Below are 18,892 nucleotides of genomic sequence, written 5' to 3' on the forward strand. Positions count from 1 at the left end.
TCCTCGAGTGATGCTCAGGTAAGCTCGCGTGCAACCTTGTTTGTGAAAACAGTATTGCCGTCGGGAGACGTAGACCAAATAATCGTGGGCACAGTGTCCATGAGCCTCTGCATCTCCTGCTCCGACTGCTGTAGCGCCATCTCCACGGCTTTTAAGGGCGTAGTGTCCAGCATGACCCCATGAAACGCGATTCTGTTACCAGCGTCATCCCGAATTACATCTGCCGAAGTGTGAAACCACCGATACTGTCTATCAGCACACATGAAGCGGTTAACGACGTCGTACCCCTCGCCCTCAGCAAGCAGCTCATTCCATACCGCCACCATTTCGGGTACATCATCGGGGTGGATAAGATCTATCTAGCCTTTCTCCTGTATCTCCTTAAGAGTACGGCCGCTGTATTCGACAACCCTCTTATTGATATAGGTGATTTGCCCATTCAGATCGGCTTTCCACAGAATCGCTGGCAGGGTCTCAGTGAGGAGATTTAGCTGAAGCTCCCGCTCCCTGAGCAACTCTCTTGAGCGGTAGAGATCGTCGATGTTGCTGTTCAAGGCGTACCAGCGGTATATGCTGCCATCTTCGTTGAAGTGTGGTTCCGCGCGGGTATGAAACCAGCAATATATCCCGTTCTTCCCGCGAAGGCGGTAAATGATTTCAATTGGTCCCTGATTCAGCGACGTAATGTACTCCGCGACCACCGTATCACGGTCGTCTGGATGGATGCAGTCCAGAAAGGTCCCGTCCCGGAGATCTGTTATGACAGCTCCGACGTAATCGGACAGGCGGTTGTTGGTGTACGCAACGCCTTCCTCTGTCCGTATAGAAATCATCGGCCGGAACACGGTCCAGAATCTCCCGGGCCTCACTCTCGCTCGCCTGCAGTGCCTCCCGTGCCCTGAATTGCTCGTCAACGTCCACCCGAGCAGGTACCAACAGGCGTCGTCGCTTTCCTCATGGGATGAGGGTTCGGCTCTGAGGTGCTGCCATCTATACGTGCCATCGTGGACGCGAAATCGCCACGTCACATCCAAATGAACTTGCATTCGAATGCAGTCATACCACTTCGCCCTCGCTTCCTCGCGGAATGCAGGCTCCACGCTCTCAAGCCACCCCTCTCCAAGAAGCTCCTCCAGAGAGCGGCCAAGCGCAGCAACAAACCTTTTGTTCGCGTATAGGGCTTTGCCATCAGCATCCGCAACCAGGATGCAGCCAGGGACGGTATCCGCGACTCGGCGGAAGTCCAAACCCTGTTTGTCACCATCAGATCGCAAACCATTTGAAACGTAGCCGACTGACTTTGTCAGGCCTTCCACAATGTTCTCCGAGCGATTTGGATGTTTGTCTTAAACCTTCGGTTCAATAATCTTCCTCTTCTCAATCCAGTCCACGAGGAGTCTTCGTTGTGCGAAATACCAGGCATCACCGATCTTCGTGAACCTGTCGAGATAGCGTAGGGAAGCGATCATGAGGCTGCGCTCGCTTCCATGTACGGATACATGATGCGCTAGACAATAGCTGACGCCAGTCGCTTCAGTCCCATCCAATACGATCGTGCTCTGGCCGTTGAAATGAGTCGTGGCCTGGTATTGGTTCAGGTTATCGAAGACGGGTGCGAGTGCATCGCGGCCTTGTAATTCCTGGGATGGAACATCGCTTTTGGCATCCATGTACACAACGAAACGCGTGTCGTCGGTGAACAGAGCCATTTGGCCTTTTGCGTCTCTGCGGTCGGCGCAATGGGCATACGCGTCCACTAACTCTCTGAGCGCTAGGCGATCTGCAGCTTCTTCAGGGGAAATGCTTCTATGGATTGCCATTCAATGAGGATAAAGAAGGCGAGACTGGAATGAGAGCGTTCCCCGTATACATATTTATGTAGTTGACTTCGGCTGGAACTCGACCCCATTGCAGCTCATTAGTCGGTGAGCACAGAAGCCCCTTTGCTTCAAGCGATCTTAGGCCGCCGCGCCGTCCACGTAAGAGGAGAGACTTGTTGCTACAACCAAAAGTTTTAAGGCGTCAGCAGCCTCCCGGATTTCATTTCGAGTATGCGTCCTGGTTCTCCTTCGCTCCATTTTCAGCCCCGATAGATAGCACCAGCTTCCCAGTGGATTTGCGACTCTCGAGCTCTCTGTGGGCTTCCGCGGCGTCCTTGAGCGCGTACGGTGGTCTATTAGAACTTCAAGTTTTTTAGCTAGGTACATCTTGAAGACGGCGTCCATGATGGTTGTCAGATCCTCACGAGTTGGGACATAGTCCTTCGTTATTGGCCGTGTGATGTAGAGGGATCCCATCTGCGCCAGGCGTCCGAGCTCGAAGGGGGGCACTGGCCCACTCGCAGCTCCATATAAAGCTAGAAGGCCTCGGGGCTTGAGAGATTTGAGCGATTGCTCAAATGTTGCTCGGCCCACGCCGTCGTAGACGACATCGACTCGTCTGCCATCCGTGCGACGGATGATCTCTTCGTCGAAGTTCGTTTGGGTATAGATGATGATTTCATCGGCGCCGGCTCGCCGAGCCAACTCGGCTTTTTCTTCTGTTGAAACAGTTGCAAATACTCTGGCGCCACACAGCTTCGCCATCTGCGTTAGAAGGAATCCAACACCTCCCGCTGCGGCGTGAATGAGAGCCGTATCGCCGCGCTTAAGGGGGTAAGTGAGGTGGCTCAGGCAATATGCTGTCGCTCCCTGCACCATGAGAGCTGCCGCGGTTTCCATGTCCATGCCTGAGGGAACCCGCACGATTTTGTCGGCCGGGACAACGGCTTGTTGGGCGTAACTGCCCAGAGGGCCGAACCACGCTACAGGGTCACCCACCTCGAATCCCGAAACGTCTGTTCCGAGAGCCGCGATGTACCCCGATCCCTCTCCTCCGAGAACCAACGGCAATGGAGCCTTGTAATGACCATCTCTGAAGTACACGTCGATGAAGTTGACGCCTGATGTATGGACCTGAATGAGGACTTCGTCGCGTTTCGGAATCGGGTCGGAGATCGTGCGATATTCAAGAACCTCAGGACCACCAGTCGAAGTGATCTGAATCGCTTTCATGGAACAATTTCCTCTCTGCCCGTGACCGGGACTATCGTTTGTGGACATCGAGCAGATCCTGCTTGACTTAGTTGAGTAGTCCTCGTGCGCCTTTTCGGACAGCTTGTGGGACTCTGTGAGGTTCCCGGAGCACACCGCAAATACTATCTCCGTGTCTTTACTCGCAAAATTACATGTTCCTAGTACGCATCGCGGAGCCGTTGTGTCGAGGCTCTTCCATCAAGTATGTGGGGTTAGAGGACTACGAACCGATCATCTCTATAAGGGCATGGGGGATCGGATTTGGCAGCTTGCCCGCCCGATTGTTAAAGTTCACGAGGGCCGAGAAAAAGCCTGAGTTTCGACACGCGATTCAATCTCAGTCTGCCCTGGCAAAAAATACCTGTTCAACCCTCCCTAAGAGAACACAGTGCGATCCGTGCCGCGCGGCCATCGCCTACAAGGAATATGTAATTTATCGAACTCTGCCGGATTGCTACTATCGCTGTTCACCTGCTGGAATGTTTCATTCCGGTGCGTGCAATTCAACGTTCTTGACGATGCATGCCGCGAGATGCGGTGTGGTGGTCCACTTTTACGCCAATCGCAGAGGAGCTCAACGTGTCATATAGCAGCGTAAATCCAGCTACTGGAGAAGTCCTTAAGACCTTCATCGAGCACACCGATCAGGAAATGATGGATGCCCTGGCTACCGCGGACAAGGCTTTCGTGTCCTGGGCGGCACGTCCAATCGAGGAACGCGCAAAGATTATTTCCCGCGCCGCCCAGCTTCTGCTCGAACGGAAGAGCGAGCTGGCTAAGCTTGCCACCCTTGAAATGGGCAAGCGAATTGCGGAAAGCCACGGCGAAGTCGAGTTAAGCGCCGCGATCCTTCAATATTTCGCAGACCACGCCGGAGGGTTCCTTGCACCGAAGCCCTTTAAGTCCGCGATGGGAGACGCCCATCTTGAGTTTTCTCCCTTGGGCGTTCTGTTAAGCATTCAGCCGTGGAACTATCCTTATTACCAGTTGGCCCGCTTCGTCGGCCCGCACCTCATGTCGGGCAACGTAATGCTGTTGAAGCACGCGCCGGGTGTGCCCCAATGCGCAGTTGCGTTTGACAAGGCTCTCAAGGACGCTGGGGTACCGGTTGGTGTCTACACCAATCTATTCCTCAGTAACGACCAATCCGGCGCATTGATCGACGATCCTCGAGTCAAGGCGATTGCACTCACTGGCTCAGAGCGAGCTGGAACCGCCTTGGCGTCCAGGGCTGGCAAAAATCTCAAAAAGTCCACAATGGAATTGGGTGGAAGTGACGCGTTTATCGTTCTCGATGACGCCGACCTCGACCACACCGTTGCCATGGCTATTCTCGGTCGATTCGGTAACAACGGGCAAACCTGCATTGGCGCAAAGCGGTTCATCGTAGTCGAATCGATCCTCGATAAATTCCTTCCGCGGTTCGTCGCTGCCGCCAAGGAATTGAAACTCGGAGACCCTCTCGACGAGAGCGTGACGCTCGGACCGCTATCATCGGACGCAGCATTGCAGTTGATACTTCGTCAAATCAATGACGCAACGAGTCATGGCGCCAAAGTTCTGCTTGGCGGACATCGTGCAGGAACAGTGGGAGCGTTTCTGGAACCTACCATTCTTACAGGCCTCACGCCTGACAACCCAGCGTACAGGCAGGAATTTTTTGGTCCTGTTGCGCTTATCTTTCCCGCTAAAGATGAAGCTGAAGCTATCGCGATTGCTAACGATTCGCCATTTGGACTCGGAGGGTCGGTCTACTCGAAAGATATCGAGAGGGCCAAGCGTGTCGCCAGCCGTGTCGAGACGGGGATGGTCTTCATCAACTATCCGGATGTGAGCTGGCCTGATCTTCCGTTCGGCGGTATCAAGAGGTCCGGATACGGGAAGGAACTCTCCAATTTGGGGCTTGAGGAGTTTGTGAACAAAAAGCTCGTCCTTGTCCCCAACATTCCTGCATAAAACCACGAGCCTATAGAAACCCAAACTGCCAGATTCATGTGATAGGCCGTTTGTAAGCCGATAACTAATATCTATCACGACAAGTTTGCACGGGGTTTGAAATCGCCGATCTTCGTGATTGGAGGAACCCTCTCTCATTCCCATGGCAGACCCGATAGGAGTCATACAAATGCCGCTCTACACCGCGATTACTCAAGAGGGTATTGTCTCTGTTGAGACCGAGGCGAAAATTGCAGAAGAGATCACCCGAATCCACACTTCTGTGATGAAGGTGCCGAAGAACTTTGTGCGCGTTGTCTTCCTCTCGTATCCGAAGGGGTCTGGATTTACCGGTGGAGAAAAAGCTCCTACCGCCGCGCTCAATTGTGTGCTGCGAAGCGGGCATACCGCGGAAGAGAAGACAGACATGCTGCAGCAGCTTTGGACGATGTTTCAGGGACTAACCGGGATTGCTACCGATCACCTCGCCCTATCGCTTCAGGAAATTCCATCGAGCAATGCCATGGAGATGGGCCAGATCATGCAAGCGGTCGGACACGAATAGAGGTTGCTCAAACTGATGGCTGTAAATGAAAAGGAGAAATGATGAAGGTACCAACGATTGCAGTGATTCCCGCATTGCTGGTTCTCTGCGCGGGTATGGCGATTGGCCAAGATGCTGCACACGACGCGGACAAAGCTGCAACCAAGACCGGTCATGCCGTCAAGCACGCGACTAAGAAAATCGGCAACGCCACGAAGACTGGCGCCAAGGACATTGGCCACGGAGCCGAGGTCACGGCCAAAGATGCCGGAAAAGGTGTCAAGACCGGTACAGAAAAGACCGGCGATGGCGTTAAGGATGCGGTTAACAAGTAGTCAAAGATTTGATCGCTAGCAACCCGTCGAGAGCATCATGGCTCGCCGAGATTTTATTGTGGGTTCAAAGGGCGAAGATCGTTCAACGAGAAGTTAGCAAACCTCACGTTTTTGACGACGCGGGCAAGGCGACATTTAAAGTGGCGCCGTGGTCAGGATTGTTCTCCGCCCAGAGCCGTCCGCCATGGGCTTCTACGATAGATCTTGAGACGGCCAGGCCAATGCCCATGCCCTTTTCCTTGGTTGTCATAAAGGCATCGAATATCTTTTCGGTATCTTCGAGTCCCGTGCCATTATCGATCACCTGGACGATGACCTCGTGCTCCTGTGTAACAAAAGCTCTCAGCAGAATCTTGGCTGTATTTGCACTCCCGTCGGTCGCTTCAATTGCGTTCGAAATCAGGTTGATAAATACTTGCTGGGTTTGAATGCGGTCGACACAAATTGGGGGTAGGCTACCTTCGATGGACCATTCAATTCGAACCTTGCGCTTTTTAGGGTCTTCATGGACGAAACGTAGGGACTCCCGAAGGATGTCCAGAACATTCTCGTCATTCTTCTCGTATGGTTCGCTCTTAAAAAGAGCACGAATGCGCTGCATGGTCTCATCAGCTAAACGAATATCTCTCAAGATCCGCTCAATTGAGGAGTTTGTTTCGGATAGATCGGGCGGAGTGGCTGCCAACCAACGCTTGGCGGCTTGAGCATTTCCAAGCACAGCCATAAGCGGCTGGTTGAGTTCATGAGCGATCGATGCTGATAACTCTGCCACCGTTGCGATTCTCGATGCTCTGCCGAGCTTGATGCGCGTATCCCGAAGGTGGTCTTCCGCCCGTTTCCTTCCATCGATGTCAATCGATAGGCCATACCACTCAATAATCTTCCCCTGGGGACCACGCAGAGGTTCAGCCATCGCATGATGCCAGCGGTACTCTCCATCCGCGCGTCGCAAGCGGTGAATTGCGCTGAATGATTCTCCAGTTTCGATTGCATGGCCGAATACTTTCGTGAGCTCGCCTCGATCATCGGGATGTATGAGGCTCGGCCATCCCCGATGAGCTAATTCTTCGGAGGAAACCCCAAGATATTCAAGGAGTCTTTGAGAGAGATGATTTGGTTCTCCGCTCGGCCACAATGACCAAAGCATTGAGGGAATGGTTTCGATAATGCCAATGAGCTGATGCTCTCTCGTTTGAAGGGCGCTTTCAGTCTCCTTCAATGCGTTGATGTCGAATAGAATCCCGTACCACTTGATGACGCTTCCATCTTCATCCCGAAGAGGTATGTTGCGGTTCAAAAACCAGCGGTAGATTCCATCAACGTTTCTGAATCGCCCCTCTTGTTCTAAAGGCTCTCCGGCGGCCAATGCCGTGCGCCAGTTAGCCATTTGTCGGTCGACGTCGTCGGGGTGAATTGCACCTGCCCAGCCCCACCCCATAGCCTCTTCTCTGGTCTGGCCGGAGTAGTCCAACCAACTCTGGCTCAGAAAATCAACAGTTCCGTCAGGCAGGGCGGTCCCCACATAGGCGGGGATCGCCTCAACGAGAGTCCGAAGCTCTCTCTCGCTGAGTCGGATTTTCTCTTCTGCCCGTTTTGCCTCGTTAATCGCCCGTATCGCCTCGGTAATATCGATGACCGCCCCAGCGAACTCGAGGTCATCGGAAACGGTTCTCAGCGGCCTCGTCAGAACTCGAACATACTTGACGCGATCGTCGGGAAAGAGCAAACGATACTCGCAATCGATGGCGCCGCCGCTGGTAGAAGCCCGTTCTATGAGTTCAAGCACCAAATTACGATCCTCGGGATGAACGCGTTCCACGATCATGTCAAGCGTGACCGTGGTCGCCGGATCGTATTCGAAGATACGATAGGTTTCATCCGACCAGACATGCTCTCCGCTGCCCGGTCGCCAGCCAAAACTGCCCGTGTGACTCAACCTTTGGGCTTCCGCCAAATAGGCTTCACGACGCCGGAGCTCCCGCGTCAGCAACTCGTGCTCTGTAACATCGACGCCTACGCCAATTCGCTTCAGACTACCCGTTTTAGAGGCTGCCGACCCCACACAACGGACGTATCGCAGTTGGCCGTCAGGACGTACGATGCGTTTCGTGACGTCAAACCCGAAAGCTTCTCTAAGCATTTGATCCATGGTCGAAGCCATGAATTCACGATCTTCGGGGTGGACGAGCGCCAAATATACTTCGGAGGTTGGAGCCTCCGGAGTGGGTTCAAGGCCGTGGATCTGAAAAAGTTCGGGTGACCAATGATCAAAACCTTTCGCTGGGTCAAAGGACCAACTGCCCAACTGTCCCAGACGCTGCGCTTCTGCCAAGAGATACTTATTTGTTTGCAGTTCGTCGACGCTTTTCCGAAGGCTGTCCTCCGCCTGTTTTCGGGCCTCAATATTAAGGCTTGTCCCGTGCCACTGAATGATTGTTCCATCCGCGTCGCGTTGTGCGATTTTCTGATGAAGCATCCAACAAAACTCACCGTCAGCCCGACGTACTCTAGCTTCTGTCTCTAATGGATTTCCCGTGGCGATTGACTCTCGCCATTTCTCGAGCAGCACTCCGATATCGTCCGGATGAACGCAGGAGATCCATTCCCACCCGTAGAGTTCTTCCACAGGTTTTCCAACAAATTTGCACCAGGTGCGATTGAAGAAATCGAGAGAGCCGTCTGGCGTCCCTGTGTGGATCAGGGCAGGGGACGAATCAAGAATCTGCCGAAGACGCAGAGTCTGATCATCGACGGAACTAGGCTCAGCCGCTTCCATGGTGCCGATGGTACACCCAGAGCAGTCAGCCCATAAAGGCACAATGAATATCGGGCTTTTCAACAGCCACGTCTGATAGCGCCAATTGAGAATAGCCACGCCTCAGTGGCTCAATTTAGAATCGAGACCAAGTATGATTCCCTCTGGATGAACGGGGCTATGCATCCTTACCGAAGCAGAGGTCCCATTTGTGAAGCAGAGTTTCGCAGCAATTATGCTTGGTGGTACCGGGCAAGTCGGTGGTGCAGCCGTTGCGGAACTGCTGGCAACTTCGGAATGCCGGGAAGTGGTGATGGTTACCAGAAAGCCCATTGCGCCGCGATCGCGGGTGCGTAACGTCGTTCTTGATACCGGCGCTGCGGACTTTGCCGAGCGCACTGCCGCCCTTGCCCGCGAAGTCCTAAGCCAAGGCCCCGTCAGCGCCGTGAGCTGTGTGGGTGTCGGTTCTGGATCGATGCGCTGGAGCGAAGAAGAATTGCAACGACTTGAGCTCGGCGTTGTCGGCGCCTTTGCGGGTGGCTGCCATGACGCCGGAATCGCCCAGTTTTGCCTGCTTTCTGCGGCAGGAAGCACAGCTCGCAGCCGGTTTCGCTATGTGCGAATAATGGGCATGAAGGAAGACACCGTGCGTAACGTTGGTTTTGCCCGCCTCGCCATATTTCGACCCGGCATCATTGTCGGCAAACGCTCATACGCCGGTCTGGGTCGGTTGGTTGGGAAACCTCGTGCCTGGCTCGTTTGGGAATATTGATCAGTCAATTCTCGGTCGCTCAATCGCCGCAGAGATAGCTTTGCACAGTCGAGAGACTGGCGAAGTTACCCGTGAAAATGCAGCAATGAAAAAACTCGCTGCGGAGTTCAATAGCGAGCCTTAGGAATTTTTGCGTGGAACGCATCAGCCTGTTAGCAACAGTTGAACGATAGGTCACTTGTTTGTATGGATAAGTCGTTGGGCTGAGGAGCACTTGGTGTACAAGGGCTGAACTCAGCGGAAGCGGCTGATTCAGAGACATCCAAGGAGGCTCCTCGTGACCAGTATGAACTTCATCGGGTTGGACATCCACAAGAAGACGATCAGTTATTGCGTGAAGGACATCAGTGGCAAGGTGCAGTCGGAGGGCAAGATACCGGCGACGCGGCAGGGCCTGCGGGAGTGGGTTGGGACGCTGGCGAAGCCCTGGACGGTGGCGATGGAAGCGACCATGTTTACGGGCTGGATCTACGACTACCTTCGACCGCACGCGGCAGCGGTGAAGGTGGCTCATCCGCTGATGCTGCGTGCCATTGCCGTGGCGAAGAAGAAGAACGATCGCATCGATGCAGGCAAGATCGCCGACTGCCTGCGCTGTGACTTCCTGCCGGAGTGCTACATGGCACCGATGGAGATCCGGCAGCGCCGGCGCACCCTGCGCTACCGGAAGCTGCTGGTCCGGCAGAACGTCCAGTTGAAGAACAAGATCGCGCAGCTGCTGATGGAGTCCGGCGTCAGCTACAACAAGGAGAAGCTGCATCAGCAAGGATATTTCCACCAGGTTCTACCCGCGAACCCGGAGATCGACCCCTCGCTGTGGCCACTGCTGAAGCTCACGCGCGAGATGATCGAGCGCACCCAGAAGACGGAACGAGCTCTGCTGCGTTCGCTCGAAGCCGACCCACTGCTGGCAACGCGAGTCGAGCGGCTGATGACGATCCCTGCCGTCGGCCACGTCACGGCGCTGACCTGGGTGCTCGAAGTCGGCGAGGTCGAGCGGTTCCATTCCGTCAAGCAGGTCATCAGCTACCGCGGCCTGTGCAGCGGAGAGAAGACCTCGGCTGACAGTTCCAGGCGCATGCCCATCTCCAAGCAGCGCAATCGACACTTGCAGACGGTGCTGTTGGAAGCCGCGCATCTGGCTCCGAGACTCAACCCGGAGCTGGCCGTTCTCTACGAGCGCGAAGCCGCGCAGAGCAACCACAACCAGGCCACCATCGCCGTCGCCCGCAAGCTGGCAGCGTACCTTCTGGCCATCGATCGAGGAGAACGTGCCTTCGTAACTCACCAGGTTCACAGCAGCGTCGCAGCATAACTGCTGCTGCCATATTCAGGGCTTTTCAAGCGCACTCTGCCAGGTCTCACAACTTTTCGGCTGAGCGACGGAGCATCCGCTCCCAAGGCTCCAACTCACTTGTTTCGAGACTGGCAGAGAACCTCAACTCAAACATCTGTGACGGCTACGGCCCGAGACAGCAAATGGATGTCTGGTTCTGCGTTCCACCGCAGGAACCAAAAACAAAAGCGCTATGAAAGGAACTGCAAAACATACATCATCCCGCGCCCTCCGAGCGCGGCACGAAGATTCTCGCTTTTCCCTTGACTTTACTTATCATGGATGTCCGGAAAGGCGACTATTCGGCCAAGTAGATAAGTCCCGATTAGCTTACGATTCGAAAGTTTCGCTAGTCGATTTAGATTCTCTTCACTCGACGTCTTATTTTGGGAACTACCCAGCGCTAGGCTCGTACCCAACCCGGCGTAGAGATAATGATCGCGGAACGCCTTCTGGAGCGCTGTGAAAGCAGGCTCGCCGGTGCAGTGGCCGGGTGCCACGAACTCCACTCGAAACGTGTCATGCAGGGTCGCAACAATTTTCTCGATGTCCGAATCGCTTGCAACTACGAGGTGAAACCCGCCTGCGACCATGTGGATGCGCGGGTTGATCGTGCTGGCCTCTTCGACGATCTTGTCGATGCCCGGATGCGAACACCCAACTACGATCACCATGCCTTCGGGCGTCTTGATGGCTAGCGAGAGCTCGCGCATCTCCAGCGTGCCTGGCTTATCCGAAATCAGAGAGATCAGGTAAATGTTGGGGGCGATCTCACCCGTCTTGTCCACGAGTTGGATATTCGCGCCCGGCCAGGCAGATCCAAACCGTATGACCTCTGGCGGCGCGCCGCTGTAATAGCGCTGTTCTGGCGGCAGAGAAGGATCCTTGCGGTAGAAACTGCTTGGCCAGTCCGTGCCATAGACGCCGCCTAGTCCATCCTTCGGCGCATAGATCTTCATCGTAGGGTTCACCTTCAACAGATAGGCCAGGCCCCCCATGTGATCGCCGTGGCGGTGCGACATGACAACAAAATCCAACTTTGACAGGTCGATGTTTTTAGCTTTTGTGTTCTGCGCAAGGATGTCGGGATTGTTACCGCTGTCGAACAGAATTCGCTTCCCGCCGTATTCGATCAGGGCAGCGTAACCCCAATCCTTCTGCATAGCAGACGGTTTGCCGAACGCGTCATAGAGGATAGTGATCTGTGCCTTGGCAGCTTCGGCTGTTGCCGGAGCGGCAGGAGTTGTAGTAGCGCAACCCACAACAAGCAGAAGCGTTGCAGACCACGAAATTACCCGCGACCCAGTAGTCATTGCGATCTCCCTGCCTTCGATTGGGACCATTGGACGGCTTGCGAGACGCGAAGAATTCGAAAACTCAGCCCGAACGTTCCGGTCAAGGCCGCCAAACAACAAGTTACACTCTTTCCAGTCCGGTCGGAGATGCACCATTCTGATGGGTCGGAGAATGGTTCGCAGTTGACGGGCAAACCGGAAGTTTTGTCACTTGATTTCATAACACTGTCTGCTCCATTGAGGGCCGGTTAGACTCTGGAGCATCGACGACCGAAGGTTCGGGAGAAGGAGCCGAACATGATCATCATAGGAGTGGATTATCACCCAAGCGTTCAGCAGATAGCGTATGTCGATACAGAGACAGGCGAGACTTGTGAACGGCGATTGAACCACAGCGATGGAGAGGCAGAGCATTTCTACCGCGCTCTTGAACGAAGACAGGTCAGCGTGCGGGTAGGGATCGAGGCTACCGGACATGCACGCTGGTTTGAGCGGTTACTGGCGGAGTTGAAGTTCGAGCTATGGATTGGGGATCCGGCCAGGATCAAGGCTGCCCGGGTACGCAAGCAGAAGACGGATCGGCAGGACGCCCTGTTGTTGCTCAAGCTGCTGGTGGAGGATCGCTTTCCGCGCCTCTGGGTCCCGAGTCCGGAGAACCGTGATCTACGCCAGTTGATCTGGCATCGGCATCGCCTGGTGCAGATGCGCACGCGGGCCATGAACCAGATCCAGGCCACGGCCATGAACGAGGGTGTACGACGCAAGAAGGTGCTGTGGAGCAAGTCCGGACGTCAGCAACTGGAGTCATTGCTGCTGGCTCCATGGGCCACCCGCCGCCGCCAGGACCTGCTGGAACTGGTGGATCGATTGAACGGGACCATTGCTGAACTCACCACCGCCATCGAGCGGGAGGCACACAAACGACCCGAGGTCCTGCGGCTGATGACCCATCCCGGGGTCGGACCGATTACAGCACTGGCCCTCGTGCTGGTCATCGGGTCTCCCGATCGCTTCGCCTGCGGCAAGCAGATCGGGAGCTATCTCGGTCTCATTCCGTGTGAAGACTCCAGCGCCAACCGTCAGCGACTGGGGCATATCACCAAGCAAGGCAGTTCGCTGGTACGTTACCTGCTGGCTGAGTCAGCCCAGGCTGCCGTACGCTGGGACTCCGACTGGCGACGTCGCTACGTCCATCTGAGCATGCGACGCGACCGGCGCATCGCCAAGGTGGCGATGGCCCGCAGGCTAGCCATCAGCCTCTACTGGATGTGGAGGAAGGGATATGACTATCAACAGAGTTTGAAGTTCGGTTCGCACGCGGGAGAGCCTGGCTACGTCCATGGTGTGAAGTAAATCACCGCCCACTTGATTGGGCATCCCGCTCCCTATCCAGGGAGTTCGAAGTAGTAATCATGGTCGAACGTGCGATCGGAGAGATGGTTGGGTCGGACCGAGTTTCGCCCGACAGATTACATGCGAGCCTTCGTTATCGATGATGAGTTCTTCAACCAAAGCGCTATCGAAGCAACTCCTCGGAGTTCGTGCCGCCCTGCGCTCGAAAAACGCCTTGACACCGCAGACATTGTTAGAGATGGACGTAAAACCAGCTATCCGGACATTGCCCGAGAGCGCGTAAACTAACTCCTGGGTTGTCGGCTATCCGCACCTTACACTCTCCTGGACATCGTCCTGATCGAACCGCAACTGCGGCACGCCGTCGGCGTGGATGATATTTTGCACATCAGGTGGCAGCGTAACGTTGCACTCAGTGGCAGAATTGATTGCATTCAGCACTGCACTAGAAGATTGAACATGTATCGCTACCCATTGAAGTATAGAGACTGGGACATGACACATCGGCAAAGATGTCGCGTGACTCAAACGGCGACGCGGACAACGCGGTACTGAGCAACGGTGCCGCTTGTTGCAAGCGATGGATCGAAGAGAAACTCCCAACCGGGATAACCAGATCCGGCTGGAGCAGGAATGAGCCCGTTCTTCGTTCTTGAATCAAGAACGAAGAACGGGTAAGATGTTTTCATGCTCCGCTCCTTCGACATTGCGGTATTGCTGAAACTTACGCTTCCAGGAGCTGCAGAGTCTTCATTCCAGAAACTTGCTTCCGATCTTCATGTCGCCAGCTCCGAGGTGCACGGGGCCATTAAGAGGACGCGGCTATCTGGGCTGATGCAACATGATGGGCCAAAAAGGGTTAATCGGTCCGCGCTTTTGGACCTACTGGGACATGGAATGAGGTACGTGTATCCGCCTGTACGGGGAGAGCAGACCAGGGGAGTGCCAACTTCTTTCGCAGCTGAGCCATTGCGTAGCGTCATTCACGAGAGTGGATCGGAAGTACCTGTGTGGCCTTATGTGTTAGGAAAGGTGCGCGGTTATTCGTTTGAGCCTCTCTATAAACACGCTGCAGAGGCGGCTCTAGCGGATTCTGCGTTTTACGAGCTCCTCAGCCTTGTCGACGCACTGCGGGATGGACGAGTCCGCGAACGAAAGATTGCCCTAGAGATAATAGGCAAGAGGTTACTTGCAAATGGCTAGCAATTTGCCGCTGCTTGAGGATGCAGCAGCGAAGTTGAAGCATTTGCTTCCCGAGCTCGTCTTCGTGGGTGGATCAACGCTCGATCTGATCGTGACTGATCAGGCCTCGGCCCCAATTCGATCAACATACGATGTAGACGTGATCGTGGCAGCAGACTACGCCGATTACTCGACGTTCTGTGATCGGCTGCGAGACATCGGCTTCGTAAACGACACAAGTCCGGATGCTCCGATGTGCCGTTTTCTGAACGATGGCTTGAAGCTCGACGTCATGTCAACCCAGAAAGGTGTACTAGGCTTCTCAAACCGCTGGTACGAGGGAGCGATCCAGACAGCGAAGCTGGCATCCTTGCCAAGCGGCAAGACAATCAGGTTGATCACAGCTCCCTTCTTCCTTGGGACCAAAATGGAAGCGTTTTACGATCGTGGCGAGAACGACTACTACATGAGTCACGACCTGGAAGACTTCATTGCCGTCGTAGAGGGGAGAGAGCAATTGCTCGAAGAGCTTGCCGAAGTTCCAACAGATCTCCGCAAATATCTGGGGGAAGCAACCGGGAAGCTTTTAGGGGACGAGCGGTTTCTGGATGCACTGCCTGGATATGTTTCGGGCGACGCGATCAGCCAACTCAGGGTATCGCTAATTATTGAGCGCCTAAAGAACATGGCCAAGCTCTAACGCGCTAAAAGCCTAGGACCTAAATGCTAGTGGCCCGCTCGCGCGTAAAATCCTGCGAAGCCATTGGGATGTAAAACTCTTCCCCAATCAAGACATGGGATGCAAAAAATAACATCACTGTGGCATCGGGAACATCAGGCACGTCTGTAACCTAGCAGCACAGCCGCTTGCTGTCTTGGAGAGAAACATGCTTCGCCACTTCCCGAAACTCCTCGCCAGCTTCTTGCTCATCGCGGGTCTCACCGCCCCGGCCCAGATCATCCGGCTCGGCACGCCGAAGAAGAGCTCCGCCGGCGTCGGAGTTAACACCGTCGAGGCTCCCGTTCCAACCCCGCTGATCAACGGGAAGAAGGCCTTCATCTCCTACGAACTCGGCAACGGCGAAGGATCGGGAGATCGAACGGGGGCTGTTGACCATCTGCGCGACCTTCTCTTGGAGTTTGCCCGCGGCTTCTCCTTCGTCGGGAGTCAGGTAATGTGCCCGGTCACCAGCCAGTCGAAGAGCATCCGGATCGCGGCGAGATGTTGTTTGACGGTCGGCCTCGAGTGCGTATGACCGAGTTGCTCGACATACGCCGCGACGTGCATTGGAGTTAGCCCGGACAGCGGCTCCAGTCCCTTAGACGCGGCCTTGCTCGTGGACCCGGCGGTGTTTGGTTCGGGGTTCTTGCTCCCTTCGCTCCCACTGTTGTTGATCCCGTCGCACCTCACATAGAACCTCTTCACGAACGCTACTGGAGAGCGGCACAAAATCACCGGGTAGCTCAGACGGATAGAGCCCCACAAGCAGCAGCAGCCAGGTCTCCCCGCGAAGGAATAACCTGGCCACTGTCGAGTTGGGGGTCGGAGGTTCGAATCCTCCCCCCGGTGTCCTCCTTAATCATACCCTTTGCACCACTGCGCTACAGGTATCGCGAATGCGAGCCTGCGCTTGCCGGTTTGCAATACTTCTGTAGCTGGGTATGTTGGTCTGTGGTCAGAGCGAGAAAGACGCCGCCCCGTCCGGTTGCGATCGCCAGATCGAGCGCATGTCGGCCCGCCAGGTTCGACAATCCGCCACCCCGGTCCGCTAACGCTATCACCTCCTCAGCTGTCGCCAGGTTCAACGTTCGAGGTAATCGTGTTTGGAGATCCTTTTCTAAAAAATTGCACCGCCATCGGTCGCGGTGAAATTGAAAGGACATGTAAATAACAACACGATGCCGAGGGTCTGACGGACAAGCCTGGGCGACGAAGGGGAGAAGTTTGGCATAGGACAATCCCGGCGGGCGAGCCGTGGTTGAAGCCTCCTGCGAGAGGGAGTTCGGAAAAGCCAGTACCTTGCCTGATGATTGTTCCTCCAATCCTGTAAATGCGGAATCGATCAGCCACTGCGGTGCGGCTGCGATCGACCATCTGGATCCAGATAAGCGTGGGAGACCGAGGGCGGAACCAGCACACAATCCCTTTCCCCGCGTATTCTTAGCCCTGGCGCTGGGTCGGAGCGGCGCATGGCTCGGCCTGCCGGCCAGCGAAAGAATGCGTATATCCCCCTTCAAGAGGACCGGCTGTTGGATACGCAATTCGTTCGGATCGGGATCGATACTTTTGATTCCCATTCCAATCTCTGCAGGAATGTGATCGAACCACTCGCCATGCAGGGTTAGAGTGCCAGAGTCTCCCATGGCCACCTTAAGAGGCACCCCCGGCATCAAGATCACGTCGCGCTCAGGTAGCTTGGCAAGATCGCTCGTGTTTACCTTTGTAATTGGGCCAGCGTAGGACTTTACCAAAAGCCGTACGCCGCCCTCGACACGGCCTGCAAGCTTGAGTGAGATGGCTGCTGCTAGATCCTTTTTGGAATCAAGAACTCCACCCATAGCCATACTGTCTTTGCTGGAATCGACCAGTGAGAGCGCACAGGAGGAGAAGACACTCTGGTCCTCGCGATCGACGGTTACCAGCACGACCGAGCCGGAGCTTTCAGCACCCACGCGGGCTCTTTTCCATTCAGCTGCCACCGTAAGCAGGGCCACTAGAACCAAAGCCACAAAGGCTAAACGAGGAACTCGCATCGTCTCCCATCCTTTCCGCCAGAGGCGGGTGAATATCCCAGTTCTTTTCTCCCAGCGCGGGGTGGAGGGCAACGTGCCCAGGGCCAGACTGGCCTCGCGGCGCAACGTCGCGCCCAGGGTGGTGTACTGCTCCATGAGCTCTGCACATGCGTCGCAAGTGCGGATGTGCGCTGCGGCCTCATGCGTAATAATTTCGCCATCGCAAAGTGCCGAGACGGACTCGGCAGCTTCATCACATCTCATTACGTTCTCCCTTCCCGCCGCCAAACCAGATGCGCCGCAGCGCCTCGCGCGCCGTGAATAGCCGTGAACGAACCATGCCCAGAGGTATATCGAGCGCTTCGGCGAGCTCGTCGTACGATAAGCCCTCAGCCTCGCGCAGCCAGAGCAGCGTGCGCTGCTCGGTGGGAAGGCGGTCGAGGGTATCGAGAAGTATCGTCTGCCTTTCGACGCGAGCCTCGGCGGCGGCCTCGACGACCTCTTCCATCACTGGACCGCGCCGCCGCCACCACTCCTGGGCGCGCTTGCGGCCTGCGCCGAAAAGGTAGCCGCGCGCCGAGCCGCACTCGGGACGGTAGCTGCCTGGATGCCGCCAGATGCCGGCATAAGTCTCCTGAGCCACATCTTCGGCGGCCTCGCGGCTGCCGACCATGCGTTGCAAAAAAGCCAACAATCGGGGAGCCGTCGCCTGATAGAAGGCTGTGAACGCCTGTGCGTCACCCGCAATAATCCGCGTCCACTGTTCCTGTTCGTTCACTCATGCTCCTCAATGATTGATTCGGAGCTTTTGGAAGTTTAGTTCGCTGAAACGAAAAGTATTTGCAGAAAAGTAGCTGTCGGGCAGTGGACGAGGGTGCGCCCGGCCCGATTGCTACATCATTCCCTAACCATCATCCAACATTCGGTGGGTTCGTTTCTGCACTTTGAGTTCATAAACCAAAGGATAGGGAAAGCGTAACCCTCTGAACGTTCGTTTCAGGAGTAACAAGCCAAAGCCGACCTATCACCGGCTGAATGAGTCGGATTGTAGACTGTGGGATGCCAGTGCAGGGTATTTGCAAGCTATGTGGGAACTTCGGGAATCTCGTTGAGTCGCACCTGGAGCTGCCAAAATTTGTCTATAAGCGGTTGCGGACAGATGCGGCCAAGAATCCACACCCCGTACAGATAAGCTCCGGTGGCGGCCTGAAACAAACTGCAGCCCAACAACGGTTGTCCCTACTATGCTCCGATTGCGACGGGGGACGCTTCGGAAAATTAGGAGAACGATAGGTTGCGGGAGCCTGCCTGCAGGCCGACAGCACCTTTCCTCTTAGAGATTTGTGCTTTCGGCTCCATTTGAGACGGACGGCATCAGCACAGCGTTTTTTCGCACGGCCAGGTCCCTGGCCTGAACCACGCGGCACTTGAGTATTTCGCTGCCTCGATGATCTGGCGGGCGCAGTTCTTACCTCGAAACCCGATCTCTCTAGAGCCGTACGATTCTCAATTCAGAGACTACCTTCTCGGCGTAGGAGCATTCCCGAAGGATGCCACGCTCGTAGTCGCAATTCGCCA

General features: G+C 55.3%; 17 protein-coding genes and 1 tRNA gene. 9 read left to right on the forward strand and 9 right to left on the reverse strand.

Annotation, left to right across the window (positions count from 1 at the left end):
• Positions 1–14 precede the first annotated feature (14 nt).
• The 4 genes from RBB82_RS13065 to RBB82_RS13080 all read right to left on the reverse strand — a co-directional run bounded on the left by RBB82_RS13065 (position 15) and on the right by RBB82_RS13080 (position 3,053).
• On the reverse strand, positions 15–359 hold the full coding sequence (locus tag RBB82_RS13065; protein WP_433975377.1) for a PAS domain-containing protein: 345 nt from the start codon (positions 357–359) through the stop codon (positions 15–17).
• Positions 360–1,316 carry a PAS domain-containing protein gene (locus RBB82_RS13070; protein WP_433970985.1) on the reverse strand — a complete coding sequence of 319 codons (957 nt, stop codon included), beginning with the start codon at positions 1,314–1,316 and terminating at the stop codon, positions 360–362.
• Between the two features lie 30 nt (positions 1,317–1,346).
• Positions 1,347–1,820 (reverse strand): nuclear transport factor 2 family protein, encoded by a 474-nt coding sequence (locus RBB82_RS13075; protein ID WP_433970987.1) that lies wholly within the window; start codon positions 1,818–1,820, stop codon positions 1,347–1,349.
• Between the two features lie 138 nt (positions 1,821–1,958).
• Entirely contained in the window at positions 1,959–3,053 is a 1,095-nt protein-coding gene (locus tag RBB82_RS13080; protein ID WP_433970988.1) for a quinone oxidoreductase family protein, read from the reverse strand.
• Between the two features lie 600 nt (positions 3,054–3,653).
• Here RBB82_RS13080 and RBB82_RS13085 point away from each other — a divergent pair.
• From RBB82_RS13085 to RBB82_RS13095, 3 genes are all read left to right on the forward strand, one after another.
• Positions 3,654–5,030 carry an NAD-dependent succinate-semialdehyde dehydrogenase gene (locus RBB82_RS13085; protein WP_433970989.1) on the forward strand — a complete coding sequence of 459 codons (1,377 nt, stop codon included), beginning with the start codon at positions 3,654–3,656 and terminating at the stop codon, positions 5,028–5,030.
• A 169-nt stretch (positions 5,031–5,199) separates the two neighbouring features.
• On the forward strand, positions 5,200–5,574 hold the full coding sequence (locus tag RBB82_RS13090; protein WP_433970991.1) for a tautomerase family protein: 375 nt from the start codon (positions 5,200–5,202) through the stop codon (positions 5,572–5,574).
• A 38-nt stretch (positions 5,575–5,612) separates the two neighbouring features.
• Positions 5,613–5,888, forward strand: a complete 276-nt coding sequence (locus RBB82_RS13095) for a hypothetical protein (RefSeq protein WP_433970992.1) — start codon at positions 5,613–5,615, stop codon at positions 5,886–5,888.
• 103 nt (positions 5,889–5,991) lie between these two features.
• Here the strand turns inward: RBB82_RS13095 and RBB82_RS13100 are convergent, their stop codons facing one another.
• Positions 5,992–8,763, reverse strand: a complete 2,772-nt coding sequence (locus tag RBB82_RS13100; RefSeq protein ID WP_433970994.1) for a PAS domain-containing protein — start codon at positions 8,761–8,763, stop codon at positions 5,992–5,994.
• A gap of 91 nt (positions 8,764–8,854) precedes the next feature.
• Between RBB82_RS13100 and RBB82_RS13105 the strand changes: the two genes are divergently transcribed.
• Positions 8,855–9,415: a hypothetical protein gene (locus RBB82_RS13105; protein WP_433970995.1), complete on the forward strand. Its 561-nt coding sequence runs from the start codon at positions 8,855–8,857 to the stop codon at positions 9,413–9,415.
• Positions 9,416–9,701: 286 nt separating this feature from the next.
• Positions 9,702–10,730, forward strand: a complete 1,029-nt coding sequence (locus tag RBB82_RS13110; protein WP_433975378.1) for an IS110 family transposase — start codon at positions 9,702–9,704, stop codon at positions 10,728–10,730.
• Positions 10,731–11,020: 290 nt separating this feature from the next.
• Here the strand turns inward: RBB82_RS13110 and RBB82_RS13115 are convergent, their stop codons facing one another.
• Positions 11,021–12,064 (reverse strand): MBL fold metallo-hydrolase, encoded by a 1,044-nt coding sequence (locus RBB82_RS13115; protein ID WP_433970997.1) that lies wholly within the window; start codon positions 12,062–12,064, stop codon positions 11,021–11,023.
• 279 nt (positions 12,065–12,343) lie between these two features.
• On the opposite strand from RBB82_RS13115, the gene RBB82_RS13120 reads away from it, so the two are divergent.
• Entirely contained in the window at positions 12,344–13,399 is a 1,056-nt protein-coding gene (locus tag RBB82_RS13120; RefSeq protein WP_433970998.1) for an IS110 family transposase, read from the forward strand.
• A 524-nt stretch (positions 13,400–13,923) separates the two neighbouring features.
• Here RBB82_RS13120 and RBB82_RS13125 read toward each other — a convergent pair.
• Positions 13,924–14,088 carry a hypothetical protein gene (locus RBB82_RS13125; protein WP_433970999.1) on the reverse strand — a complete coding sequence of 55 codons (165 nt, stop codon included), beginning with the start codon at positions 14,086–14,088 and terminating at the stop codon, positions 13,924–13,926.
• Between the two features lie 506 nt (positions 14,089–14,594).
• On the opposite strand from RBB82_RS13125, the gene RBB82_RS13130 reads away from it, so the two are divergent.
• The 3 genes from RBB82_RS13130 (at position 14,595) to RBB82_RS13140 (ending at position 16,152) form a co-directional block, all read left to right on the forward strand.
• A complete protein-coding gene (locus tag RBB82_RS13130) occupies positions 14,595–15,281 on the forward strand; it encodes a hypothetical protein (RefSeq protein ID WP_433971000.1) in 687 nt (228 codons plus the stop codon).
• Positions 15,282–15,468: 187 nt separating this feature from the next.
• A complete protein-coding gene (locus tag RBB82_RS13135) occupies positions 15,469–15,837 on the forward strand; it encodes a hypothetical protein (RefSeq protein WP_433971001.1) in 369 nt (122 codons plus the stop codon).
• 197 nt (positions 15,838–16,034) lie between these two features.
• Positions 16,035–16,152: transfer RNA gene (locus RBB82_RS13140), tRNA-OTHER, on the forward strand.
• A 31-nt stretch (positions 16,153–16,183) separates the two neighbouring features.
• On the opposite strand, the gene RBB82_RS13145 is transcribed toward RBB82_RS13140, so the two are convergent.
• Positions 16,184–17,578, reverse strand: a complete 1,395-nt coding sequence (locus tag RBB82_RS13145) for a hypothetical protein (protein ID WP_433971003.1) — start codon at positions 17,576–17,578, stop codon at positions 16,184–16,186.
• Entirely contained in the window at positions 17,568–18,092 is a 525-nt protein-coding gene (locus RBB82_RS13150) for an RNA polymerase sigma factor (protein ID WP_433971004.1), read from the reverse strand. Before RBB82_RS13150 ends, RBB82_RS13145 begins: the two co-directional genes overlap by 11 nt.
• Positions 18,093–18,892: the final 800 nt, after the last annotated feature.

Origin of the sequence: Tunturiibacter lichenicola, from assembly GCF_051013355.1 — a bacterium.
GTDB lineage: Bacteria > Acidobacteriota > Terriglobia > Terriglobales > Acidobacteriaceae > Edaphobacter > Edaphobacter lichenicola_F.

Coding starts and splice junctions, on each gene's coding strand:
- RBB82_RS13145 (WP_433971003.1), bottom strand. CDS start 17,578: ATGAGATGTGATGAAGCTGCCGAGTCCGTCTCGGCACTTTGCGATGGC.
- RBB82_RS13125 (WP_433970999.1), bottom strand. CDS start 14,088: ATGAAAACATCTTACCCGTTCTTCGTTCTTGATTCAAGAACGAAGAAC.
- RBB82_RS13090 (WP_433970991.1), top strand. CDS start 5,200: ATGCCGCTCTACACCGCGATTACTCAAGAGGGTATTGTCTCTGTTGAG.
- RBB82_RS13075 (WP_433970987.1), bottom strand. CDS start 1,820: ATGGCAATCCATAGAAGCATTTCCCCTGAAGAAGCTGCAGATCGCCTA.
- RBB82_RS13130 (WP_433971000.1), top strand. CDS start 14,595: ATGGCTAGCAATTTGCCGCTGCTTGAGGATGCAGCAGCGAAGTTGAAG.
- RBB82_RS13080 (WP_433970988.1), bottom strand. CDS start 3,053: ATGAAAGCGATTCAGATCACTTCGACTGGTGGTCCTGAGGTTCTTGAA.
- RBB82_RS13135 (WP_433971001.1), top strand. CDS start 15,469: ATGCTTCGCCACTTCCCGAAACTCCTCGCCAGCTTCTTGCTCATCGCG.
- RBB82_RS13110 (WP_433975378.1), top strand. CDS start 9,702: ATGAACTTCATCGGGTTGGACATCCACAAGAAGACGATCAGTTATTGC.
- RBB82_RS13095 (WP_433970992.1), top strand. CDS start 5,613: ATGATGAAGGTACCAACGATTGCAGTGATTCCCGCATTGCTGGTTCTC.
- RBB82_RS13120 (WP_433970998.1), top strand. CDS start 12,344: ATGATCATCATAGGAGTGGATTATCACCCAAGCGTTCAGCAGATAGCG.
- RBB82_RS13115 (WP_433970997.1), bottom strand. CDS start 12,064: ATGACTACTGGGTCGCGGGTAATTTCGTGGTCTGCAACGCTTCTGCTT.